The organism is Roseateles sp. GW821-FHT09B06 (assembly GCF_059418245.1).
The window spans coordinates 26,559-49,130 of the sequence record NZ_JBWKPM010000010.1 but is presented as its reverse complement, the minus strand read 5'-3'; the positions used below and the strand labels follow the sequence as shown (position 1 = coordinate 49,130).

General features: G+C 68.4%; 23 protein-coding genes, 1 tRNA gene and 2 pseudogenes. 16 read left to right on the top strand and 10 right to left on the bottom strand.

Annotated features, from left to right (window positions below; genetic code table 11):
- Positions 1 to 2 precede the first annotated feature (2 nt).
- Positions 3 to 1,097 carry a saccharopine dehydrogenase family protein gene (locus tag AC07OQ_RS11085; RefSeq protein WP_495053180.1) on the bottom strand — a complete coding sequence of 365 codons (1,095 nt, stop codon included), beginning with the start codon at positions 1,095 to 1,097 and terminating at the stop codon, positions 3 to 5.
- A gap of 152 nt (positions 1,098 to 1,249) precedes the next feature.
- Between AC07OQ_RS11085 and AC07OQ_RS11080 the strand changes: the two genes are divergently transcribed.
- From AC07OQ_RS11080 to AC07OQ_RS11070, 3 genes are all read left to right on the top strand, one after another.
- Complete coding sequence (locus AC07OQ_RS11080; protein ID WP_495053281.1) at positions 1,250 to 1,702, top strand: Lrp/AsnC family transcriptional regulator; 453 nt, start codon at positions 1,250 to 1,252, stop codon at positions 1,700 to 1,702.
- A 77-nt stretch (positions 1,703 to 1,779) separates the two neighbouring features.
- Positions 1,780 to 1,926 (top strand): hypothetical protein, encoded by a 147-nt coding sequence (locus AC07OQ_RS11075; protein ID WP_495053179.1) that lies wholly within the window; start codon positions 1,780 to 1,782, stop codon positions 1,924 to 1,926.
- A 60-nt stretch (positions 1,927 to 1,986) separates the two neighbouring features.
- Positions 1,987 to 2,565, top strand: a complete 579-nt coding sequence (locus AC07OQ_RS11070) for an NnrU family protein (RefSeq protein ID WP_495053178.1) — start codon at positions 1,987 to 1,989, stop codon at positions 2,563 to 2,565.
- A gap of 4 nt (positions 2,566 to 2,569) precedes the next feature.
- Here the strand turns inward: AC07OQ_RS11070 and AC07OQ_RS11065 are convergent, their stop codons facing one another.
- On the bottom strand, positions 2,570 to 3,706 hold the full coding sequence (locus AC07OQ_RS11065) for a glycerophosphodiester phosphodiesterase family protein (protein ID WP_495053177.1): 1,137 nt from the start codon (positions 3,704 to 3,706) through the stop codon (positions 2,570 to 2,572).
- 109 nt (positions 3,707 to 3,815) lie between these two features.
- Here AC07OQ_RS11065 and AC07OQ_RS11060 point away from each other — a divergent pair, with 109 nt between their 5' ends.
- Together AC07OQ_RS11060 and AC07OQ_RS11055 are read left to right on the top strand one after the other, a co-directional pair.
- Positions 3,816 to 4,025: a YgaP-like transmembrane domain gene (locus tag AC07OQ_RS11060; protein ID WP_495053176.1), complete on the top strand. Its 210-nt coding sequence runs from the start codon at positions 3,816 to 3,818 to the stop codon at positions 4,023 to 4,025.
- An 18-nt stretch (positions 4,026 to 4,043) separates the two neighbouring features.
- Positions 4,044 to 4,565, top strand: a complete 522-nt coding sequence (locus AC07OQ_RS11055) for an RNA polymerase sigma factor (RefSeq protein WP_495053175.1) — start codon at positions 4,044 to 4,046, stop codon at positions 4,563 to 4,565.
- Here the strand turns inward: AC07OQ_RS11055 and AC07OQ_RS11050 are convergent.
- Positions 4,562 to 5,548, bottom strand: coding sequence for a 2-dehydropantoate 2-reductase (locus tag AC07OQ_RS11050; protein ID WP_495053174.1), 987 nt, complete (start codon positions 5,546 to 5,548; stop codon positions 4,562 to 4,564). The genes AC07OQ_RS11055 and AC07OQ_RS11050 overlap by 4 nt on opposite strands.
- Positions 5,549 to 5,624: 76 nt before the next feature.
- Here AC07OQ_RS11050 and AC07OQ_RS11045 point away from each other — a divergent pair, with 76 nt between their 5' ends.
- The 3 genes from AC07OQ_RS11045 (at position 5,625) to AC07OQ_RS11035 (ending at position 9,267) form a co-directional block, all read left to right on the top strand.
- Positions 5,625 to 6,011 carry a hypothetical protein gene (locus AC07OQ_RS11045; RefSeq protein ID WP_495053173.1) on the top strand — a complete coding sequence of 129 codons (387 nt, stop codon included), beginning with the start codon at positions 5,625 to 5,627 and terminating at the stop codon, positions 6,009 to 6,011.
- Positions 6,012 to 6,108: 97 nt separating this feature from the next.
- Positions 6,109 to 6,819 (top strand): glutathione S-transferase N-terminal domain-containing protein, encoded by a 711-nt coding sequence (locus tag AC07OQ_RS11040; protein ID WP_495053172.1) that lies wholly within the window; start codon positions 6,109 to 6,111, stop codon positions 6,817 to 6,819.
- A gap of 255 nt (positions 6,820 to 7,074) precedes the next feature.
- On the top strand, positions 7,075 to 9,267 hold the full coding sequence (locus AC07OQ_RS11035) for an SLC26A/SulP transporter family protein (protein ID WP_495053171.1): 2,193 nt from the start codon (positions 7,075 to 7,077) through the stop codon (positions 9,265 to 9,267).
- 9 nt (positions 9,268 to 9,276) lie between these two features.
- Here the strand turns inward: AC07OQ_RS11035 and AC07OQ_RS11030 are convergent, their stop codons facing one another.
- Together AC07OQ_RS11030 and AC07OQ_RS11025 are read right to left on the bottom strand one after the other, a co-directional pair.
- Positions 9,277 to 10,050 carry a TspO-related membrane protein gene (locus AC07OQ_RS11030; protein ID WP_495053170.1) on the bottom strand — a complete coding sequence of 258 codons (774 nt, stop codon included), beginning with the start codon at positions 10,048 to 10,050 and terminating at the stop codon, positions 9,277 to 9,279.
- 127 nt (positions 10,051 to 10,177) lie between these two features.
- On the bottom strand, positions 10,178 to 10,894 hold the full coding sequence (locus AC07OQ_RS11025) for an IclR family transcriptional regulator (RefSeq protein ID WP_495053169.1): 717 nt from the start codon (positions 10,892 to 10,894) through the stop codon (positions 10,178 to 10,180).
- A gap of 73 nt (positions 10,895 to 10,967) precedes the next feature.
- Between AC07OQ_RS11025 and AC07OQ_RS11020 the strand changes: the two genes are divergently transcribed.
- From AC07OQ_RS11020 to AC07OQ_RS11005, 4 genes are all read left to right on the top strand, one after another.
- Positions 10,968 to 11,885, top strand: a complete 918-nt coding sequence (locus AC07OQ_RS11020) for a hydroxymethylglutaryl-CoA lyase (protein WP_495053168.1) — start codon at positions 10,968 to 10,970, stop codon at positions 11,883 to 11,885.
- Positions 11,882 to 13,075 carry a CaiB/BaiF CoA transferase family protein gene (locus AC07OQ_RS11015; RefSeq protein ID WP_495053167.1) on the top strand — a complete coding sequence of 398 codons (1,194 nt, stop codon included), beginning with the start codon at positions 11,882 to 11,884 and terminating at the stop codon, positions 13,073 to 13,075. The genes AC07OQ_RS11020 and AC07OQ_RS11015 overlap by 4 nt, the downstream gene beginning before the upstream one ends.
- Before the next feature lie 66 nt (positions 13,076 to 13,141).
- On the top strand, positions 13,142 to 14,266 hold the full coding sequence (locus AC07OQ_RS11010) for a GGDEF domain-containing protein (protein WP_495053166.1): 1,125 nt from the start codon (positions 13,142 to 13,144) through the stop codon (positions 14,264 to 14,266).
- A 92-nt stretch (positions 14,267 to 14,358) separates the two neighbouring features.
- On the top strand, positions 14,359 to 14,805 hold the full coding sequence (locus AC07OQ_RS11005) for a VOC family protein (protein ID WP_495053165.1): 447 nt from the start codon (positions 14,359 to 14,361) through the stop codon (positions 14,803 to 14,805).
- Positions 14,806 to 14,834: 29 nt separating this feature from the next.
- Here AC07OQ_RS11005 and AC07OQ_RS11000 read toward each other — a convergent pair whose 3' ends face one another.
- Together AC07OQ_RS11000 and AC07OQ_RS10995 are read right to left on the bottom strand one after the other, a co-directional pair.
- Positions 14,835 to 15,614, bottom strand: coding sequence for a substrate-binding periplasmic protein (locus AC07OQ_RS11000; RefSeq protein ID WP_495053164.1), 780 nt, complete (start codon positions 15,612 to 15,614; stop codon positions 14,835 to 14,837).
- Positions 15,615 to 16,191: 577 nt separating this feature from the next.
- Entirely contained in the window at positions 16,192 to 16,635 is a 444-nt protein-coding gene (locus AC07OQ_RS10995; RefSeq protein WP_495053163.1) for an amidase family protein, read from the bottom strand.
- Here AC07OQ_RS10995 and AC07OQ_RS10990 point away from each other — a divergent pair.
- The 4 genes and pseudogenes from AC07OQ_RS10990 to AC07OQ_RS10975 form a co-directional block, all read left to right on the top strand.
- A pseudogene (locus AC07OQ_RS10990) lies at positions 16,635 to 16,985 on the top strand (IS3 family transposase); the annotation flags it as partial. The gene AC07OQ_RS10995 and the pseudogene AC07OQ_RS10990 overlap by 1 nt on opposite strands.
- A gap of 41 nt (positions 16,986 to 17,026) precedes the next feature.
- Positions 17,027 to 17,358 (top strand): annotated as a pseudogene (locus AC07OQ_RS10985) (transposase); the annotation flags it as partial.
- A 264-nt stretch (positions 17,359 to 17,622) separates the two neighbouring features.
- On the top strand, positions 17,623 to 19,911 hold the full coding sequence (locus AC07OQ_RS10980) for an HsdM family class I SAM-dependent methyltransferase (RefSeq protein WP_495053162.1): 2,289 nt from the start codon (positions 17,623 to 17,625) through the stop codon (positions 19,909 to 19,911).
- A complete protein-coding gene (locus AC07OQ_RS10975; protein WP_495053161.1) occupies positions 19,908 to 21,014 on the top strand; it encodes a restriction endonuclease subunit S in 1,107 nt (368 codons plus the stop codon). Before AC07OQ_RS10980 ends, AC07OQ_RS10975 begins: the two co-directional genes overlap by 4 nt.
- A gap of 125 nt (positions 21,015 to 21,139) precedes the next feature.
- On the opposite strand, the gene AC07OQ_RS10970 is transcribed toward AC07OQ_RS10975, so the two are convergent.
- The 3 genes from AC07OQ_RS10970 to AC07OQ_RS10960 form a co-directional block, all read right to left on the bottom strand.
- On the bottom strand, positions 21,140 to 21,370 hold the full coding sequence (locus AC07OQ_RS10970) for an antitoxin VbhA family protein (protein ID WP_495053160.1): 231 nt from the start codon (positions 21,368 to 21,370) through the stop codon (positions 21,140 to 21,142).
- 325 nt (positions 21,371 to 21,695) lie between these two features.
- Positions 21,696 to 21,771: transfer RNA gene (locus AC07OQ_RS10965), tRNA-Phe, on the bottom strand.
- A 77-nt stretch (positions 21,772 to 21,848) separates the two neighbouring features.
- Positions 21,849 to 22,559 (bottom strand): response regulator, encoded by a 711-nt coding sequence (locus tag AC07OQ_RS10960; protein ID WP_495053159.1) that lies wholly within the window; start codon positions 22,557 to 22,559, stop codon positions 21,849 to 21,851.
- Between the last annotated feature and the right edge of the window lie 13 nt (positions 22,560 to 22,572).

Genomic DNA, 22,572 nt, shown 5'->3' with positions numbered 1-22,572 from the left:
ACTTAACCGATCGACTCGACCTGGCGCGACTGCTGATAGGCCCGGCCGAAGCGGTTCGCCAGGAAGGCCGGCAGCTCGACCTCTTCCTGCCGGATGAAGCCCCGCTGCGGCAGCAGACCCTCGCGGAACAGGTCGACAGCGGCGCAGATGCCGGCGGCGGTGGTGATCTGGATGGCCGACAGCGGCGCTTTCGCATCGCGCTCGGCGAAGATCTTGCGCGCGAACACCTCCTGCATCAACACGCCGTTCTTCATGCCGGAGACGGTGACGAAGACCAGCACCACGTCCTGCATCGTCGCGGGCATGCTCTTGCGCATGATGTCCTTCAGCTTCTCCTGGTCGCTGCTCAGTGCCAGGTCGTCCAGCAGGAACTTCATCAGGTCGCGGTGACCGGGGTAGCGCACGGTCTTGTAGTCGAGGTTGCGCACCTTGCCGGCCCAGGTCTCGCACAGGGTGCCCAGGCCGCCCGATGTGTTGAAGGCCTCGTACTCGGTGCCGTCCAGCGAGAAATGCTCCAGGCCTTCCAGCGGCAGGGCCGAGATGAACTCGCCGCCATGGATGGCCTCGCAGGGATGGCAGTACTCGTTGATCAGGCCGTCGACGCTCCAGGTCAGGTTGTACTTCAGGGCATTGGTCGGGAAGGCCGGCAGCGCGCCGACGCGCATCTGCACATCGCGCACCTCGTCGAAGCCCTTGGCCAGGTGATGCGCGACGATGCCGATGAAGCCCGGCGCCAGGCCGCATTGCGGCATGAAGGCGGTCTTGGCGCTCTTGGCCAGGTCCTTGATGGCCTTGGTGGCGGCCACGTCCTCGGTCAGGTCGAAATAGTGGCAGCCGCATTCCAGCGCCAGCGTCGCGGCGGTGATGGCCAGGTGGTAGGGCAAGGCATTGACCACCGCGTCCTTGCCGCGCAGCTGGGCCGCCAGCGCCGCCTTGTTCTCGGTGTCCACCTCGGCGGTGGCGATGCCCTCGGTCGCCAGCACGGCCAGGTACTTCGCGTTCTTGTCGATCACGGTGACCTGGTAGTCGCCGGTGGCATGCAGCAGGCGGGCGATGGTCTGGCCGATATGGCCGGCGCCGAGCAGGGCGATCTTCATGGGGAACTCCTCGAAAAATGGGCTCTGAATGCGCCGCAGTCTAGGAAGTAGCTCGGACGAAAGAAAGCGATCATTCGTCGAAATATCAGATGATTTTGACGATATGACAAACTATCAAATCACATCGTCAAAATACAGGGTAATCCATGAGCATGGAAGCAACGTCCAACGCCAAGGACTCGATCGACCGCCAGCTGATCACCTTGCTGCAGGCCAACGCCCGCGCCAGCACGGCCGATCTGGCACGCAAACTGGGCGTGGCGCGCACCACGGTGGTGGCACGCCTGGCGCGGCTGGAACAGTCCGGCGCGATCGTCGGCTACACGGCCAAGCTCGGCAGCGCGGCGCAGGACCGCGGCGTGCAGGCCTTCGTGGGCGTCACGGTGCAGCCGCGCGCGGGCCGTGAGGTGGTGAAGACGCTCTCCGGCTTTCCGGAACTGCGCCAGCTGGCCTCGGTCAGCGGCGAGTTCGACTACATGGCGGTGCTGCGCGCCGAGTCGACGATGCGGCTGGATGCCTTGCTGGATGAAATTGGCGACATCGAGGGCGTGATCAAGACCACCAGCTCGGTGGTGCTGGCGCTGCGCGTCGACCGCAGCGCATGAAACCCGGGGCGACTCCGGTACACCGGGCATGGGCCTTGCTCGTTGCAGGCAAGATCCATCCAGCCTGGAGTGCATCGATGTCCATCAAGCCGCTGTCGCAAGCCCTGCATTCGCCCCGCGCGCACAACATGATGACGGCCCTGAAGGCCGTGATCCTGGTGGCGGCCATCTGGGGCCTGGTCTACCCGGCCCTGCTCTGGAGCCTGGAACAGCTCTTGAGCTGATAAGCGCCGCGCCCGGGGCACAATGCCGACGCCGGATCACCCGGCCCGGAGACGCCCCGCATGACCGCCCTGATCCTCGGACTCGTTCTCTTCCTCGGCGTCCATTCGCTGCGCATGGTCGCCGAGCCCTGGCGCCGGGCCCGCATCGCGCAATGGGGCGAAAAGCCCTGGAAGCTCGGCTATACCGCCCTGTCCCTGCTCGGCTTCGGCCTGATCCTCTGGGGCTATGCCCAGGCGCGCCAGACGCCCACCATGCTGTGGGCCGTGCCGCGCGGCATGAACCACCTGGCCGCGCTGCTGACCCTGCCGGCCTTCGTGCTGCTGGCGGCCGCCTATGTGCCGCGCAACCATTTCAAGGCCCGCCTCGGCCACCCGATGCTGGTGGGCGTCAAGCTCTGGGCCCTGGCCCATCTGCTGGCCAACAACACGCTGGCCGACCTGCTGCTGTTCGGCGGCTTCCTGCTCTGGGCCCTGCTGTGCTTTCGCAACGCGCGCCGGCGCGACCGGGCGGTCGGCGTGGCGGCGCCGGCGGGCAGCAGCACCGGCACGCTGCTGACCCTGGTCCTCGGCACCTTGGCCTGGGCCGGCTTTGCCTTCTGGGTGCACGGCGCCTGGCTGGGCGTCAGGCCGCTCGGCTGATCGATCAGGGCCGCAGGGCCGCTCGCCCCAGGTCGGGCTGGTCGGTGAAGAAGCCGTCCATGCCCAGTTCCACGAAGCGTCTGATCTGCCCCGCCATGTCGCCCAGGGCCTGACCCTCGCGGCGGTATTCGGCCGGCAGAAAGCCGTTCTCCGCCCGGAAGGTCCAGCCGTGGACCAGCAGGCCGCGCCGGTGCGCCTCGGCCACCAAGGGCGTGGGCGTGCCGGTCGGCGGGACGATCAGATTCAGGTGAGCCCCCACGCCGTCGGCATAGCGCTTGATGAAGTCCAGCCCCTCGGGCCGGGCCAGCTCCTGATAGCCGCGCGCATCGCCGGCCGCGGCGAAGTCATGGGGCTTGCCCGTGGCGCTCAGCAGTTGCACCAGGCGCAGTTTCGTCTTGCCGCGCAGATATTGCAGATTCGCCACCTCGAAGGACTGGATGAAGACCGGCGCGTCGCTCCGGTTGCCATAGGCCGCGTGCAGCGCTTCCAGCAGCCGGTCCTCCAGCCGCGGCAGGCCGGCGGCATCGGTGAAGGCCTTGAAGTAGCTGGGATGCTTGGTCTCCGGATAGATGCCCACCCCGCGCGCCCGGGCCAGCGCGATCACCTCGTCCAGGGTCGGAATGGGATGGCGGTCGTTGTGCTCGTTGTTGGCCGGGCGCTGGTCGCGCAGCCGCTCCTGGGCGCGGATGTCGGCGCGGATCTCGGCGGCCGTGAAATCCTCGGCGAACCAGCCGGCCATCGGGCGACCGTCGACCTGCTTGACCGTCAGCCGCCCGGCATATTTCTCCAGCATCCAGACATTGGTGCTGGTGTCGCTGCGGTGCAGCAGCGGTTGGCCCGCGGCGTCGCGCCTGATCGTGCGGCCGTCGGCTTCCAGTTCCACGCGCGCCAGCAGCGGCTCGTGGCGGGCCAGCAGCACGCCGTCCCGGCTCAGCACCAGGTCGGGCTCGATGTAGTCGGCCCCCTGCTCGATCGCCAGGCGGTAGGCCTCCAGCGTGTGCTCGGGCCGGTAGCCGGAGGCGCCGCGGTGGCCGATCACCAGCGGCGGTGCGGCCAGCGCCCCGGCGGCGCAGCCGCCCAGCAGCGTCATCAGCATCAGGGCGCCGAGGCGGCGCCGGAAACGGCTCGTCGGGGTCGGCATCGATCGGGGCTCCAGCAAATATTTTTTGGCGGCGCGAATCCTTTTGCCCTTCGCCCGCCTCTTAGCTATCGAGGATGTTTTCCCTCGGACCTTATCAGGAGTGATCCACATGTTCTATGTCAAGAATGTCCCGAACTGGGAACGGGTGCTGCGCGTCGCCGGCGGTCTGGCGCTGGGCGCCGCCGCGGTCACCGCGCTGGACGGCACCTGGGGCTGGCTGCTCGGTGCCGCGGCCATCGGCGCGCTGGCCTCCGGCCTGTTCGGCTTCTGCCCGGCCTGCGCCCTGGTCGGCCGCAGGCTCAGGCAGCCCGGCAAATAATCCGCTGACAATCGAACCATGGCCCTCGCCGCCCAACACCTGCCCGTGCTCGAAGCCGCCCATGGCGGCGACGCGCGCGCGATGGAGCAGTTGCTGCGCCTGTGCCGCCCCGACGTGCGGCGCTATGCGCAGCGGCACTGCCTGATCAGCGATGTCGACGATGCGGTGCAGGAGGCCCTGCTGCTGCTGGCGCGGCGCCTGCACGGGCTGCGCGCCGTCGCCGCCTTCTCGGGCTGGCTGCTGCGCGTGGTGCAGCGCGAATGTCGGCGCCTCGGGCGCAAGGCCTTCGACTACGACCCCTATGACGAGGAGCGGCTCGAGCATTGGCTGGCCGCCCATGGCAACGACGACCAGCTGCGCCTGGAACTCTCCCATGCGCTGCAATCGCTGCCCGCGCATTACCGCGAGGTGATCCTGCTGCGCGACTTCGAGGAGCTCGCCATCGCCGAGATCGCCGAACGCCTCGGGCTGACCGTGGCCGCGGTCAAGAGCCGGCTGCACCGGGCGCGGGAGTTGGCGCGGGAGTACCTGCTCGCCTAATACAGCCCGCGCGTCCGCGCCATCAGCCGCGCCAGGCCCAGCATCGCATCGGTGTGCGGCGTCGCGATGTCCAGCTTCTGCGCGATCTCGCGCACCGAGGCCACCAGCGCGTCCAGCTCCAGCGGCCGGCCGGCCTCCACGTCCTGCAGCATCGAGGTCTTGAAGGCTCCCAGCTTGCGCGTCACCGCATGGCGCTGCTCGGGCGTCTGGTCGACCGCGCAGCCGATGCGCGCGCCGATCTCGGCCGCCTCGACCATCACGTTCGTCACGAAGCCGCGCACCAGCGCGTCGTCGAGGATGCGGTCGGCCGTCGCCCCGGTCAGGGCCGAGATCGGGTTCATCGTCATATTGCCCCAGAGCTTGAACCAGATGTCGCGCTGGATGCGCTCCGAGACCGTGGCATTGAAGCCGGCGCGCTGCAGCAGCGCGGCCAGCGCCTCGATATGCGCGGGCCGGCCGCCCGCGGGCGCACCGAGGATCAGGCCCATGCCCATCACATGCCTGACCAGACCGGGCTCGGGCGTCGTGCAGCTGGCATGCACCACCGCACCGATCACCCGATCCGACGGGATCAGGGCCGCGATCCGGCCGCCCGGGTCCACCGACTCCAGGCGCTGGCCGTCCAGCGGGCCGCCCAGGCCGTCGAAGAACCACCAGGGCACGCCATTCATCGCCACCAGCACGCGCGTCTCGGGGCCCAGCAAGACCTGCACCGCGGGCGCCACCGCCGCCAGCGCCGGGCCCTTGACGGCCACCACCACCAGATCCTGCGGGCCCAGCTCCTCGGGCCGCTCGCTGGCGCGGATCGGCACGACGATGCGTTCGCCGTCGCTGCTCTGCATGCGCAGCCCATGCGCGCGCAGCGCGGCCAGCGTGGCGCCGCGCGCCAGCGCGCTCAGGGCCACCTCGCTGCCCAGCCGATGGCCCAGATGCGCGGCGAACCAGCCGCCGATGGCACCGGCGCCGACGATGCAGATCCTCATGTCTCGTGCTCCCGCAATGCGAACCGGTGCAGTCTCGCATGGTCCGGCGCGCGGAAATCGCGCTATGGTGCGCGCCATGAAGACCCTGATCTGGATTTGCGTCGGCATGATGGCCGTCTGCTGGAGCGGCCTGTCCTGGGTGTGGATCGAGCTGTTGCAGTTCAGCGTCGAGCAGTTCGGCGATGCCCAGCGCACCGAGGCCCTGGGCCGCGGCATCGAGCAATGGCCGCTGCCGATCTGGCTGGAGCCCTGGATCGACCCGGCCTGGGCCGCGGCGCTGCGCGCCGGGCTGCAGACTCTGCTGACGCTGGCAGCGCAGATCGCGCCCTGGCTGGGTTCGGCGCTGGGCTGGCTGCTGCCTCTGGCCTGGGTGGTCTGGGGCCTGGGTCTGCTGACGCTGGGCCTGATCGGCGCCGGCCTGCACCTGCTGGTCCGGCGTGCCGGCCGGGCGCCCGCCGCCTGATCCGCCCGCGCCGGCCGGCGGCGCGCCGCAATGAGCCCACGCGGGCAAGGCCAAAGGCCCGCGGTAAGAATCCGCGTCACCGATCCAGAAAGACCTCATGAACCCTCTCTCCGCCTTTGCCATCACGCAGAAATGGCCCGCCCGCCATCCCGAGCGCCTGCAACTCTATTCGCTGCCCACGCCCAACGGCGTCAAGGTCTCGATCCTGCTGGAGGAGCTGGGCCTGCCCTACGAGCCGCATCTGGTGGACTTCGGCCGCGACGACCAGCTCTCGCCCGAGTTCCTGTCGCTGAACCCGAACAACAAGATCCCCGCCATCCTCGACCCGCAAGGGCCGGGCGGCAGGCCGCTGGCGCTGTTCGAGTCGGGCGCCATCCTGGTCTATCTGGCCGAGAAGGCGGGCCGGTTCTTGCCGCAAGACCCGGCCCTGCGCTACGAGACGATCCAATGGCTGATGTTCCAGATGGGCGGCATCGGACCGATGTTCGGCCAGCTGGGCTTCTTCCACAAATTCGCCGGCAAGGACTTCGAGGACAAGCGCCCGCGCGACCGCTATGTGGCCGAGGCCAAGCGCCTGCTCGCGGTGCTGGAGCAGCGCCTCGCCGGGCGCGCCTGGCTGATGGGCGCGGACTACACGATCGCCGATATCGCGGTCTTCCCCTGGGTCAACAATCTGGTGGGCTTCTACGGTGCCGGCGAGCTGGTGGCTTACCAGGAATTCCCGCAGGTGCAGCGCGTGCTGCAGGCCTTCCTGGCGCGGCCGGCGGTGCAGCGCGGGCTGAATACCCCGGCGCGGCCGGCGGCCTGAGCGGCGCCTGCCGTGACCTCGGCCCCGGCATGAAAATCTTCGCCGGCGGACATATCTGCAGGTAGGATCCGACCGCCCGCCACTTCTACCGCCGCGGCCCGCCTCATCGGCCGGGCTCACGCGTACAAGTCATGCTGCCAGCCTTTCTCTTCCGGTCAGGGGTCCGCATCGGCCACGCAGGTGCAGCCACAGGGAAGATGCCGGCCCCGGCCGTCGCGCGCCGTGTCTAGCACCGCGACGGCGGATAGCGCACCGATGTCCTGGCGGGTACGCCTGGCCGCGGAGTTCGCTCCACGACGGCTGCTGGGCGGCCTGGCCGCGGCACTGATCCTGTACCTGCTCGTCTGCATCATGACGCTATCGATCGCGGCCATGGTCTACGCCGGGCCGCTGGCGGCGCTGCTGCCACGGGCGCTGGGCGGCATGCTGGTCGGCGTGGCGCTGCTGGTCGCGGTGCTCAGCCTGCTGAGCGCCTGGGGTGGCACGATAGGCACGACCCAGGACGGCTCGGGCGTGATCCTCGCGCTCGGCAGCGCCGCCGCCGCGGCGGCGCTGCCCTTGGCCACGCCCGAAGTGCGTGCGGCGACGCTGTCGACGCTGCTGCTGCTGGTGACCTTGGCATTCGGTGGCCTGTGCCTGCTGCTCGGTAGTTTCGGCCTGGGCGCGCTGGTGCGCTACCTGCCGGTCCCGGTCATCGGGGGCTTCCTCGCGGGCACGGGCTGGCTGCTGGTGATGGGCGGGCTCGGCGTGGCCGCGCGGACCGGCTTCGGATGGCCGCTGCTGGAGCCTGGTGCCGTCTTGCGCTGGCTGCCGGCCCTGGCACTGGGCATTGCCATGCTCGTCGCCATCCAGCTTGGGCGCCATGCGGCGCTCCTGGTGGTGATCGGCGGGCTGGCTGCCCTCCTGTTCTATGCCCTCATGGGCTTCGGGCTCGGCCGCTCGGCGCAGGAACTGGCCGAGGCCGGCTGGTTGCTCGGCCCGTTCCCGGAGCAGTTGCAATGGCACTCGCCGCTGGCCCCCCAGTCGCTCATGGCGGTGGATTGGGGCGCGCTCGTTGCGGCATTGCCGACGACGGTGCCAGCCATGCTGATCGGGGCGCTGGCGCTGATGCTGAGCACCAGCGCCCTCGAACTCGTCGTCCAGCGCGACCTCTCGACCGACCATGAGCTGCGCGTGCACGGCATGGCCAACATCGCCTGCGCCGCGGCTGGCGGCCTGATCGGCTACACCGCGATCAGCGCCACCAGCATCGGCCATGCGCTGACCGGCGGGCGCCGGTTGCCCGGCATGCTGGTGGCCTTGCTGCTGCTGGCAACGGCCCTGCTCGGCGCGACGGCGATCGCCGCCGTGCCGCGCTTCGTCATCGGCGGGCTGCTCGTGTGCATCGGGCTGTCGCTGCTGCAGGAATGGCTGCTGCAGGCGCGGCGGGGCATGGCGCGCGGCGACTATGCCGTGATGCTGGCGATATTCGCGGTCATCGTCGCCACCAATTTTCTCTGGGGTGTCGCGTTCGGCCTGCTCGCCGCCACCACGCTGTTTGTCGTCAACTACAGCCGCATCGATGTCGTCCGGCACGCCCTCGACGGCCATAGCGTGCACAGCCGGGTGCAGCGCGGTGCGCGTCAGCACCTGCTGCTGCAGCAAGAGGCCGACCGGCTGCTGGCCTTCAAGCTGCAGGGCTTTGTCTTCTTCGGCAGCGCCAGCGCGCTGGCCGAGCGCCTGGGTCGACGGATCACGCCGCGCACGCGCTTTGTTGTGCTCGACTTCGAGCATGTGTCCGGCCTCGACTCGACGGCGTTCACCTGCTTTGCCAAGCTGCGCCGTCGGGCCGCCGGGCTTGGCGCCGAGCTGGTGCTGGCAGGGCTGCGGCCGCAGCTGGCACGGCAATGGCAGCAGGTCGCCGACGGCGCGCCACCGCCCACCTTTGCGGACCTGGACCACGCCATCGAGTGGTGCGAACAGGAGCTGCTCGGCGCACTGGCCGGCGCCTCGGATCCGGACGATGCCGCTTCGCTGCGCGCCCAGTTGCTGGCCATGCTGCCGGATGCCGTGGCTGTCGACCGCCTGCTCGCGCACACCAGCCGCCGCTGGCTTGCCGCCGGCGAGACGCTGCTGCGGCAGGGCGACGCGCCCGACGCGCTGTTCATCGTCGAGACCGGCCGACTCACCGCCTGCCTGGCGCGCAGCTCCGACCAGCCACCGCTGCGCCTGGAATCGATGTGCGCCGGCGCGCTGATCGGCGAGATCGGCTTCGTGCTCCAGCGCCGGCGCAGCGCCGATGTGCTGGCCGACGTCGACAGCGTCGTGCGCGTGCTCGACCGCAGGACATGGCAGAACCTGGTCGACCAGGAGCCGATGCTGGCACGCGCACTCGACAGCCTCCTGCTGCGCCTGCTGGCCCAGCGGACGGTGCGCTTGACGGACACGGTCGACGCCCTTCAGCGTTGACCGCCTTTGCTAGCGCAGGTTCACCAGCGTGATCTCGCCGCCGCGGCGCAGGCGCCGGCCGCGCCGGCCCCGCCACCACAGCCACAGGGTCTGCAGCACCAACAGCGCGGCCAGGCCCAGCGCCAGCGCGGCCGAGACCTCGGCACCGGCCAGCGCGCTGCGCGACTGCTGCACCTGCACGCCCAGCAGCCCCCACAGCGCCGCGGCCACATAGGCCCAGTGGCCGCGCAGCAGGCGGTTCAGCAGCAGCAGCAGCAGGGCCGCGAGGCCCCACAGCAGCAGGCTCCAGGGCAGCATGCGCTCGATATTGAACAGCTCGTAGGCCACGATGATCTGGGCGGTGTTCAGGATGACCGCCAGCGACAGCCAGCCGGCATGCAGGTTCAGCGCGGCGCGAAAGCCCCAGGCCTCGCGTTCGCGCATCATCAGCAGGGCCGCATGCAGCAGGCAGGCCAGCGCGCCCCAGCCGAAGGCCAGCGTCAGCATGAAGTACTGCATCGGGAACACCATCATCCAGGCCGCGGTGAGCGCGAAGCCGGCCGCGATGCTGGGCCGGGCCAGCCGCAGGCTCTCGCCCGCGCGCTGCTGCCAGAGCTGACGCAGGCCCAGCAGCAGGTGGAGCGCGAAGACCAGCCCCCAGATCGAGAAGGCATAGCCGGCCGCGGCCAGCAGGGTGGGATAGCGATCGGACAGGGCGGCCTGGGTCGGGCCGAACAGGCCGCGCTGGGACAGCCAGGCGATCACCGGCATCGCCAAGGCGCACAGCAAGAGTAGCAACTTCATGCGGCAGGATAGCCGCACCGGGGCCTGCACATGTAAGCAAGCCTGACCGCAGGATGCCGAGGAGGCATCCCTCGTCACCGATTGCTGCATCTTGAGAGCAATCGTTGCCGGCCCGGGCCTGGTAGCTTTAGCCCTCGGCGCCGAGCCGGTGGCTCAGATCCCGGGCGGCGCGCCGCACCTCGGCCGCCAGCTGCGGCTTGAGCCGGCCGCTGGGCAGGCTCAGGGTCAGCGCGCCGACCAGCTCGCCGCCGGCCTTGAACACCGGCGCGGCGATACCGGCCAGACCCTCGACCCGGTCGCCGTCCAGCTCCGCATAGCCCTGCGCGCGGATCTGCTCATGGGCCTTGCCGCGCGCGCCGCCGAAGGCCAGCAGCACGCGCCCGCCGGCGCCCTGCTCCAGCGGCAGCAGATCGCCGGCGCGCAGATGGTCGCGCAGCGGCTGGGGCGAATCGACGCGATACAGGCACAGGCGCTGCTCGCCCTGGCGCACATGCAGGGCCGCGCTCTCGCGCGTGCGCGCCACCAGCGCCTGCAGCACCGGCAGCACCTCGGCCTCCAGCGAGAAGCTCGCGGCATACAGCCCATGCAACCGCGCCAGCGCCGGACCCAGCGCATACTGGCCGTCGGCGCGGCGCTGCAGCAGCCGCGCATGCTCCAGCGAGGCGATCAGGCGCAGCGCCGTGCTCTTGTAGAGCCGCGTGCGCTCGGCAAGCTCGGCCAGGCTCAGCGCGGCGTCGCCGGCTTGATAGGCATTCAGCAGGCTCAGCGCCTTGTCGACCGCGCCGACGCCACCGGGCGCGGCCTGGGTTTCGGCGAGCGAGGGGGTGGCGGCTTTCCTAGGCATGGCGAGGGGACATGGTTGACGGGGTCTCGGATAGGCACGATACTTTTTAGAACTTTGTTCCATTAGATAGAACATGTCAAGCGAAGACGTCCTGATCAGCGAGGTCGGCCCGCGCGACGGCCTGCAGAGCGTGGCCGCGGTGATGCCCACCGCCGCCAAGCAGCGCTGGATCGCGGCCCTGCATGCCGCCGGCCTGCGCGAGATCGAGGTCGGCTCCTTCGTGCCGGCGAAGCTGCTGCCGCAGATGGCCGACGTGGCCGAGATCGTCGCCCATGCCCTGACCCTGCCGGGGCTGCGCGTGATGGCCCTGGTGCCGAACCTGCGCGGCGCCGCGGCGGCGATCGCCGCCGGCGCGCACAAGATCAGCCTGCCGATCTCGGCCAGCGAGGCGCATTCGCTGGCCAATGTGCGCAAGACGCCGGCCGCGATGGTGGAGGAGCTGCGTGCCGTCGCCGCGCTGCGCGACGCGCAGGCGCCCGAGATGGGCGTCGAGGTCGGCCTGTCCACCGCCTTCGGCTGCACCCTGCAGGGTCGCGTCGATGAGGACGCGGTGATCCGCCTGGCCCTGGCCTGCGCCGAGGCCGGGGCCGACGAGGTGGGCCTGTCGGACACCGCCGGCATGGCCAACCCGGCCCAGGTGCGGCGCCTGTTCACGCGCCTGCGCGCCGAGCTGGGCGCGCGCGCCGGTGCCGCGCACATGCACAACACCCGCGGCCTGGGGCTGGCCAACTGCCTGGCGGCTCATGACGTGGGCGTGCGCACCTTCGACGCCTCGCTCGGCGGCCTGGGCGGCTGCCCCTATGCGCCGGGCGCCTCGGGCAATGTGGTGACCGAGGATCTGGTCTTCATGTTCGAGGCCATGGGCGTGCGCACCGGCATCGATATCGAGCAACTGCTGGCCGCGCGCGCGCCGCTGCGCGAGGGGCTGCCCGGCGAGGCCGTCTACGGCATGCTGGCCGAGGCGGGACTGCCCAGGGGATTCAAGGCATGAGCAACGACGAGATGAAGCAAGACCTGCCCCTGGCTGGAATCCGCGTGGTCGAGTTCACCCATATGGTGATGGGCCCCACCTGCGGCATGGTGCTGGCCGACCTGGGCGCCGAGGTCATCAAGGTCGAGCCGCTGGCCGGCGACAACACGCGCCGGCTGCTGGGCTCGGGCGCCGGCTTCTATCCCCTCTTCAACCGCAACAAGAAGAGCCTGGCGCTGGACATCAAGCATCCCAAGGGCCTGGAGATCGTGCTGAAGCTGCTGCACGGCGCCGACGTGTTCAGCGAGAACTTCAAGGGCGGGACGATGGACAAGCTGGGCCTGGGCTACGCGGCCCTCGCCGCGCTGAACCCGCGCCTGATCTATGTCTCGCACAAGGGCTTCCTGCCCGGGCCCTACGAGCACCGCACCGCGCTGGACGAGGTGGTGCAGATGATGGGCGGCCTGGCCTATATGACCGGCCGGCCGGGCGACCCGCTGCGCGCCGGCTCCAGCGTCAACGACATCATGGGCGGCATGTTCGGCGCGATCGGCGTGCTGGCGGCGCTGCAGCAGCGCCACGCCAGCGGCCGCGGCCAGCAGGTGCAGTCGGCCTTGTTCGAGAACAATGTCTTCCTGGTGGCCCAGCACATGATGCAGTACGCGATCACCGGCAGGCCGGCCGCGCCGATGCCCGAACGCATCTCGGCCTGGGGCATCTACGACGTGTTCACGGTGAGGGACGGAGAACAGATCTTCCTGGCCGTGGTCAGCGACACGCAATGGGCGCTGTTCTGCGCGGCCTTCGGCTTCGCCGACCTGGCGGCCGACGCGGGCCTGGCCAGCAACAACCAGCGCGTCCAGGCCCGCGCCACGCTGATTCCGGCCCTGCGCGCGCGCCTGGCCGAGCGGCCGGCCGCCGAGATCGGCGCCGTCTTCGAGGCCCAGGGCCTGCCCTTCGCGCCGATCACCAAGCCCGAGCAGCTGATGGACGACCCGCATCTGCTCGCCACCGGCGGGCTGGCGCCGGTCACCCTGCCCGACGGGCGGGAGAGCCGCGTGCCGCTGCTGCCGCTGAGCCTGGACGGCCAGCGCCTGCCGCTGCGCCGCGGCGCGCCGCGCCTGGGCGAGCATGGCGACGCCCTGCTCGCCGAACTCGGCTATGACGCGGCCGATATCACGGTGTTGCGGGCCGAGGGCGTGCTGGGCTGAGGGCGCAGGCCTGACTGGCCTGACAATCGGGGCCGTCCAGGCCCCTGCTGTCAAGCCGCTCCCTTCGTGCCCCCCCAGTCCACCGCCGCCAGCCCCTGCGTGCCCGCCTTCGAGGACTGGCTGGCCCGGCGTTCCTGGCCGGTGCTGCGTTTCGTCTACGCGATCGGCGGGCTGATCCCGCTGCTCTACCTGCTGGGCGACCTGCTGATCGAACCGGCCGCCGCCACGGTGCTGCATTGGCGCCTGGCCTATCTGCTGTTCTGGGCCGGCCTCGGCGCGTTGAGCTTCAAGCCGGGCCGGCGCCTGCCGATGCACTGGTCCTACCCGATCTACACCCTGGTCGGGGTCGGCTTCACCTGCGTGATCGACGGCCAGCTGCTGGAGCGCCCGGCCTTCATCATCGCCACCTCCCTGCTCTACCTGGTCGGCCTGGTAATCGCGATGGCCGGCCTCGCCCTGACCGCCGTCTGCGGCGCCGTCACCGTGCTGACCACGGCCCTGCTGCTGCCGCAGCTGGGGCTGGACGGGCCGACGGTACAGCGCGTGCTGTTCTTCCATCTGGTCTGGGCCTTCGCCTGCACCGTGGCGGCCTGGGTGCTCCAGCGCCTGAACCGCCGGCTCTACGACACCGAGAGCGAGCTGCACCGGACCCTGGCGGTGAACCAGCACCTGCTGGCCGAGACCGACAAGCTGGCCCGCACCGACGCGCTCACCGCGCTGCCGAACCGGCGCCAGTTCTTCCGCGCCGCCGAGACCGCGCTGGCCGAGAGCCGTGCCGGCGGCCGGCCGCTGGCCCTGCTGGCGCTGGATGTCGATCACTTTAAGCGCATCAACGATCGGGGCGGCCACCAGCTCGGCGACACGGTGCTGCGCGAGGTGGCGCAATGCTGCCGCGCCGGCCTGCGCGAGACCGACCTGGCCGCGCGCATCGGCGGCGAAGAGTTCGCGCTGCTGCTGCCGGACACCGATCTGGCCCAGGCCCGGCAGCTGGCCGAACGGCTGCGCGGCGCGATCGCCGAGCTGCAGCTGCCGGCCGCGGTGACGGTCAGCATCGGCTGCGCCGAGCTGGTGCCGGAGATGGACACGGTCGATGCCCTGCTGTGCCGGGCCGACGAGGCGCTCTATGCCGCCAAGGACGAGGGCCGCAACCGCGTCAGCATCGGCCGGCGCCCGGCGGCGACCGCGCGCTGAGGCCAGCGGGGCCGGTGGCCATCGGCGCCGATCGGCACTCGGCCGGGGCAGCGGCGACAATTGCGGCCCACCCGCAAGATAACCGTTCTGTCATGAAATACCTGCACACGATGGTGCGCGTCGAGAACCTCGACGCCTCGATGAAGTTCTACCGCGACGCGCTGGGCCTGGTCGAGATGCGCCGCAGCGAGCACGAGGCCGGCCGCTTCACCCTGGTCTATCTGGCCGCCCCCGGCGACGCGGCCGGCAAGTACCAGCCCCAGGTCGAGCTGACCTACAACTGGCCCGATGCCGACGGCAAGGCCGAGGCCTACGCCGGCGGCCGCAACTTCGGCCACCTGGCCTTTGCCACGCCCGACATCTACGCCGCCTGCCAGCGCCTGACCGAGCATGGCGTCACCATCCTGCGCCCGCCGCGCGACGGCCGCATGGCCTTCGTACGCTCGCCCGACAACATCTCGGTGGAGCTGCTGCAGGACGGCCCGGCGCTGGCGCCGGCCGAGCCCTGGGCCTCGATGCCCAACACCGGCAGCTGGTAAATCCGTGCGGGGCGGGCCGCCCGGCACGCTCAGTCGACGCCGTTCGCGGCCAGGATCTGCTTGAGCGTACCGTCGCGCCGCATCGCGGCCAGGGCCCGATCGAAATCGGCCAGACGCGCCGCGTAGGGTGATTTGCGGCCGATCAGCAGGCGCGTGGCGGTCTGCTCCAGCAGCGGGCCGACCGTGATGAACTCGTCCTCCAGCCGGCGCCGGCGCAGCACCGGCCACAACAGGCGCTCGCCCTCCACCAGCACGACGTTCTCTTCCAGCGCGGCGGCGCGCACCGCGTCGTCCAGCGTGCGCAGCCAGCGCACGCGCGCATCCGGCAAATGCGTCGTCAGCCAGCCGTTGCCCAGATAGCTGACCAGGCGGAACTTGCGCAGCTCGTCGACCTGCCGCACCGCGGCCAGTTCGTCGAGCCGGGCATTGCTCTTGTGCACGAAGATCCGGGTGCTGTTCTCCAGCACGCTCTCGCCGCCGGCCAGCGCGTAGCCCAGGCGTTCGGGGTTGGCCGAGGTCAGCATGCCGTCGGCCTCGCCGATGCTCACCATCAGCTGCGCACGCGCCCAGGGGTAGCCCTGATGCTCCACGCTCAGCTGCAGACGCCGCGCCAGCTCGTCCATCACCGCGACCCAGGCCCCGCGCATGCGCCCCTGTTCCTGGTAGGCCAGCGGCGGCAGGTTATCGGCATAGGCCATGCGCAAGGGGCGCACCGCCTCGTTCGCCCGCGCCGGGCCGGCGCCGCCGAGCGTCAACAGCAGCGCCGACGCCAGGGCGGCAACGACATCAACAAACCCTCGGACCGGCAACGACGACCTCCTGTGGCTGTGGGGATGGCGCCGCATTGGAGCGGTCGCCGGGCGGGCTTGTCAATCGCAGCGGGCGCCGCGGCGCCGGGCGGCGTCCGGTAAGCGCCCACGGCCCTCGCGACCATGCGGTGCCTGGCCGCTCCGGCCTTACCGGCATGCGCATCCCTTGTGGTCCGGAGCGGCACTTCCATCCATCCATCCATCCGTTCGTTCGTTCCTGCAACGCGGGCCGTGCCGAGGCTACTTCTTCCTCCGCTTCCTCTGACCTGCTGCCGCTCATCCCCGTGCTTACGCTGTGGCGCGGCGCACCGGGCTTGGGACCAGCGGGCGGCGCAGCCGACCGGGCCGGCAGGGAGAACGTCGTGAGCCTTGCGCAGATCCGGCAATCGATGTCGAAACCCACTCATTGAAGCGCCCGGAGTCGCTTTGTAGACACGCGCCGAGCTTGTAGAAAGGCCCCGGGTAGTGAAATACGCGGGGCTGTCGCAGAGCGAACCACTCGAGGGCCCTCATCCGCCGCAAACCCGCCAAACGCAAAACGCACGCAGGCGGCCGGTAGCCGCTCAACGCACCGCCCCTAGCAGGACCAGACCGGCGGATGGCGCTGCTGCCATGCGAACACCTGCTCGAGCTCACCGGCGATGCCCAGCAGGAGCTCATCCTGGCCGGGCATCGCCATCAGCTGCACGCCGACCGGCACGCCCGCCGCGGTCTCGTGCACCGGCAGGCTGATGGCCGGCGCGCCGCAGAAGTTCGCCCAGGGCGTGAAGGCGCTCCAGCGCAACATCGCCTCGCTCGACGCCCAGCCGTCATCGAGCCGCAGCGCGCCGCTGGGCAGGGCCGGTGCGGCACTGGTCGGCGTCAGCAGCACATCGACGCCCGACTGCCATTTCAGCCAGGCGGAGGCCGCGGCCGCGAGCCGCGCCATCGATTGGGCATACCGGATGCCGCCGACCGCCGCGGCGTTCCCGACATGCCAGCGCGTATAGGGCATCAGCGCGGCGCGGCGTTCCTCGGGCATCGGCGTATTGGCGCCACGCCGCGCGCAAGCGTTGCCCGGCCTTGCGCTCGCGACGCGCTCAGCGCGATGCGAGCCTGGTGCCGCACGTCCAGCGCGTCTGGCAGGCCAACAAGCAGGTCTACGGGGCCGACAAGGTCTGGCAGCAGCTCAACCGCGAGGGCATCCAGGTGGCGCGCTGCACCGTCGAGCGGCTCATGCGCCAGCAGGGGCTGCAAGGTGTGCATCGAGGCAAACAGGTGCGCACCACGACGCCAGACACCAAAGCGCCATGCCCGCTGGACCGGGTCAATCGGCAGTTCAAGGCCGAGCGGCCCAACCAGCTCTGGGTCTCGGACTTCACCTATGAATCGCCCCGGGTTTCGAGGAGGCTCCAACTCTGGAGAATGGAGCCATGAAGAAGTCCCCGAAGTTTTCGCCTGAGGTTCGTGAGCGCGCCGTGCGCATGGTGCTGGAGCACCGGGCAGAGCATCCGTCGCAATGGGCGGCCATCGAATCTATCGCCGACAAGATCGGCTGCGTGCCGCAGACCTTGCACACCTGGGTGAAGCAGCACGAGGTCGATGCCGGCCAGCGTGATGGCGTCAGCACCGCGGAGGCACAGCGCATCAAGGAACTGGAGCGAGAGAACCGCGAACTGCGCAAGGCCAATGAGATTCTGAAGTTGGCCAGCGCGTTTTTCGCCCAGGCGGAGCTCGACCGCCGCATCAAGTCCTGAGGGCCTTCGCCGTCGGCGCTGCACGCACGGTAACGAGTTCAAGCCAATGCTGTCGCGGCCTGCATGGGCGGCGGTGGCGATGGTCCGGAGGGTCAACGCGAACCTCCTGCGCCGCTGGGGGGTGCTTCCAGCGGTCCACCCTAAACTGAGGCCATCCCTCAGGGTCATGAATATACTGAAGCGCTCCGCGGGATAGCCCCTTGGAACGACCGACCCTGGCGCTCGCTTTCGTCGGACAACAGCATTCAAAAGACAACAAAAGGGGAAGCTGCATGGTCAGCAAGAAGACGGCGCCGGCGACCAAGAAGGTCGCGCCGAAGGCGGCGCTGGTGAAGACATTGGCAGCGAAGAAGGCGGCGGCGAAGAAGGCAACGGCAGCGCCGGTCGCGACCAAGAAGGTCGCAGCCAAGAAGGTGGCGAACGCGGCGACGCCAGCGGTCGCGACGAAGAAGCCAGCGGCTGTTCCAACGGTCGCTGCGAAGAAGGCGATCGTGTGGGCCGCCTTCAACGAAAACAGGAATGAGAAGGGCACGGATCAGTTCGTGCGCGATCTGCTGCGGGACATCGGCATCACCAAGCCGTTCGAACAGGACGGCGGGCCCAGGTGGAAGCGCAAGGCGCTTGCGGGAGGTTCCAAGTCGGCTGCAGGCACTGGCGAGGGCAAGCCTGAGTTCGTTTTCGAGGCCGACGGATTCATCGTCGTCGTCGAGGACAAGAAGCACTCGCGCTTCACTCGGTATCTCGACAAGGTGACTGGCGAAATCATCCTCGCCCATCCCTACCGGGAATCGTTCGCCTTCAACGGCGCCGTCCATTACGCGACGACGATGCTCCGAAACGGAGTGCCCTACGACAAGGGGATCTTCGCGGTCGGCATCGGAGGCGATGAGCGGCATCACGAGATCGCGGTCGCCTACCTGTCACCTGGGCAGACCAAGATCCTCGACGATCTCGCCAACCTGGACGTGTTCTCGGAAGACGCGATTTCCGAATACCACTCGGTCGCCGTGCTTGGAAACAGGCCCAAAGCCGAGGTTCGCGTCGAGACGGTCAAGTTGGCCGCCTCGCGCCTGCACGAGGGGATGCGCAACTACGCGGCCATCGAGAGCCATCGCAAAGCCCCGCTCGTGTCGGCGATCTTGCTCGCCCTCGAAAAACCTGGCTTCTCAATCGCCAGCCTCACGCACGTTGCCGACGAAAAGCTGCCGAACGATTGGGACGGCGCCAAGATCTACCAGGCCGCCCACGACTACATGGTCTCCAAAGGGTTCGGGCCCCAGCAAAAGATCGGGACATTGCTGGACCAGTTCAGCTTCATCAGGACCGCTCCGTCTCTGAACCAAAAGCACAGCGAATTGGGCATGTCCCCGCTCCGCTACTTCGCCCAGATTTTGCAGAGCGACGTGCAGAACGTGGTTAACAACCCAGAGATGCTGTCGTTCGACGTGCTCGGGAATTTCTATCACGAGTTCATCTCCTACGGCGGCGGAGACGGAAGCACGCTTGGCATTGTTCTGACGCCCGAGCACATCACGACCCTGATGGCCGAGCTGATCGACGTGGGGGCGGGCGACTGGGTGTTGGACCCAGCGGCTGGGACCGCCTCGTTCTTGATCGCGGCGATGCACCGGATGTTCATCGACGCGAAAGGCGACGAGACGGTTAAGGACGACATCCGCAAGAACCGGCTCCATGGTATCGAGCTCCAAGACAAGCTCTTCGCCATTGGCACCACGAACATGATCCTGCGCGGCGATGGGAAGGCAAACTTCCGCCGCAACTCGATCTTTGACGACCTGGTGCACGAGATGCGCGGCGACACGCCGCTCCCGAACGGCAAGTGGAAAGCCGGGCACGGTTTCACCAAGGTGCTTCTGAACCCGCCCTATGGGCAGGCGAAGGACGCATCCACCCGCCACCTCTCCGAGCTGTCGTTCATCGAGAGGGCGCTCTCATTCCTGAATCCGGGCGGTCGAATGGCCGCGGTCGTCCCGCAATCGGCGATGGTCGGAAAGACGGCGGATGACAAAGCGCGCAAGGTCTCGATCATGCGCAACCATACGCTGGACGCCGTGATTACTTTGAATGACTCCACGTTCGCGGACTCGGACGTGGGAACGCATACGTGCATCGTCCTGTTCACCGCTGGCAGGCCGCACTCACCAAATGCCATTGTCAAGTTCGTGGACTTCAAGAACGACGGCTACAAGGTCCTGATTCACCGTGGGCTCACGGACGATGGCACTGCGGCGTCGCGCCGCAAGCGTCTGCTGGAGGTGCTGAGAGGTGATGCGCAAGAGGGGTCCGAGTTCATCGTTCGCTCCGAGGCCAATGCCCAGGACGAGTGGCAGCATTCGTACTTCTACTTCAACGAGATTCCGCCGACGCTGAAGAACTTCGAGAAGACCGTCGCGGACTATCTGGCATGGCAAGTGGATATGCACGCCCACGGTTACGGAGCCCTAATCTCCCACCAGGGAGAGGCGGACCTCAAAGCGTCGTTCGAGACCGCCGTCGACCTGGATGAGGACATCGACCTCGACGGAGAGATCGAAGGATGAGCGCCTACGACGAACTGACATTCGCGCCGATCTACGTCGTCGCCATCGAAGGCGAGCATGACGGCATTTTCCGTGCTCACAAGGGCAGGCGTCTGATTGCGAGCGCTCGCAGGCCTGGGACGACGCCGTTCGTGGGCGCCTCGCGGATGAACAACAGCATCACCGATTTCGCCGACACGCCAGTTCTCTTTCCGGGCGGCTGGGTAACGCTCATCTACAACGGCGACGGGGGCACAGGCCAAGCGAGGTATCAGCCGGCGCCCTTCAGCGCGTCGGATGATGTGATCGCCTTGGAGCCGCTTTCTCCGATGGCCTCCGAGGCGTCTCTTTTATTAATCGCGAGCATGCTCACGCAGCAGTGCGTCCACAAATTCAACTTCGGCTACAAGCTCACATTGGAGCGCCTGGGCCGCCAAAAGATCGTGGCCCCTGTGATTGCCGGCCCGGATGGCGAATTTGCAGTGGACTGGGCTGGTCTCGAACGCCTGGGCAAGTCGCTGCTGGACGCCACCAAGGAGCGCATCCGTGCGGTGCGATCGGTCGAGCCGACGGATGAGGTCGAGTTGCCGACGCTCACCTTCGCGCCGATGTTCATTGAAGATGTGTTCATGAGCTTCAAGTCGTCGGCCGCCTGGCGGGACAAGGTCAACCTTCAACGTGGCGTCGGGCGGAACCTCTATCTAAGCCAGACCCGCTCGTCGAACAGCGTCGCGCAAATCGTAGCTGACCAAGACATCCCGCGCGAGGAAGGTAACTGCATCACGATGACGCTCAAGACGCAGAGCATCTTCTACCAGCCGAGCCCCTTCTACAACGCGCAGAACTTCCTCATCCTGAGGCACCCTGAGCTCGACCGCGACAACGGCATGGTCCTGGTGACCACGCTCCGCAAGGCCGCGGAGAAGTTCTCGTGGGGATACGGCATCTCGATGGGGCGCATGCGCAGGACCAAGGTCATGGTGCCGGCGATCCTGGGCGAACACGGGAAGCCGATCGCTGATTGGGATGGAATGCGCCGCTATGGCCGCGCGCTTCGCATCCGAGCGGAGCAAGCCATCGCGACTCCGTTGGCGGCAGTTCCAGTGGCGGCGAAAACCGCCTAAGGATTTTCGCCCCTCCAGGCGTTCGGATGCCCGTTCAGCATTACGTAACGGGTGACGAATTCAAGCCATCTAGGCGGTCGTTGGTCAGAGTGCGCATCGGACCGCGTTGTTCTTCCGGGAGTTCTTCAGCGTGCGCGCTGGCCCCTCCGTCCGTGTGCAGCGTCGTCCGCCCGGCGATCGTCCCTTAGCGCACGCGCTAGGCTGGCGGCTCGCATGTCAGCAGGGGTCATTTCGCCACGGATGTAGCGCTCAGCATCGGCCAAACTCTCAGCCGTATGCACATGCCCTTCGATGCGGCTGCTGGCCTGGGCCTGCTCCACCGCGTACCGGCGCTTTGCAACAGTGTCGAGAGCCATAGTCAACCGAACTTTGTAGAGCTTAGATTTTATCAGCGCGGGAATCGACACACCGCCCCCCCGCCCTTTGGTTGGTGGGTAAAGGCGGCAGGGCCGCGGAAGCCTCTCAGAGTTCTCGTGTCCATTGTCTCGACTGCGTAGTCGAGCTAGGTGCCGCCGCCGGTGGCAATGGCAATTCCTCGATATGGCGCTGGAGGGGCCATTCGCGAAGTCCCGCTCGCCCGGAGTCGCAGAGACTGCAAGTTGGCCGTTGACACTTCGTTGACAGTCAACGAAAAACGGGTTGCGCCGTTTGGTGCAACCCGTTGATTTCATTACATATTCTTGGTGGCCAAGGGCGGAATCGAACCACCGACACGCGGATTTTCAATCCGCTGCTCTACCAACTGAGCTACTTGGCCTTGATCTGTTCTTGCTTTTTTTCTTCGCGGTTTCGACGGATGCCGAATCAGCGAAGACCGCGACTATAGCACAAGAATTAGAGCCCGCCACCCCGCTTGTTACGCGTCAGGTCGACACCGAGCTGCTTGAGCTTGCGGTACAGATGGGTGCGCTCCAGGCCGGTTTTCTCGGCCACACGGGTCATCGAGCCGCTTTCCTTGGCGAGGTGGAACTCGAAGTAGCATTTCTCGAAGGCATCGCGCGCCTCGCGCAGCGGACGGTCGAGTTCGAACATCTGCTCCGAGGCCAGGCCCGCCGAAACAGGCAGCGCGGTCAGCGCCGGCGCGCCGAGGCTGGGCGTGATGTGCACCGGGCCGCCGCTGCTGTTCACCTCCGCGCGGGCATAGCTGCTGACCACGCCCTGCACCGGCGCCGGGCGCGGTGCGGTCTTCACCAGGGCCTGCTCGACGGCGCGCAGCAGCTTCTGCAGCGTGATGGGCTTTTCAAGAAAGGCGATGGCGCCGAACTTGGTGGCTTCCACGGCGGTGTCGATGGTGCCGTGCCCGCTCATCATGATCACGGGCATCGAGAGCTGGCCGCCGCTGCCCCATTCCTTGAGCAGGGTGATGCCGTCGACATCGGGCATCCAGATGTCCAGCAGCACGAGGTCGGGCCGCATGCGCTCGCGCACCGCGCGGGCCTGCGCGGCGTTCTCGGCGAGTTCGATGGTGTGACCCTCGTCGGTGAGGATCTCGGACAGCAGGGCGCGGATGCCCAGCTCGTCGTCAACTACAAGAATGGTTGCCATGTATGCCTGCTGT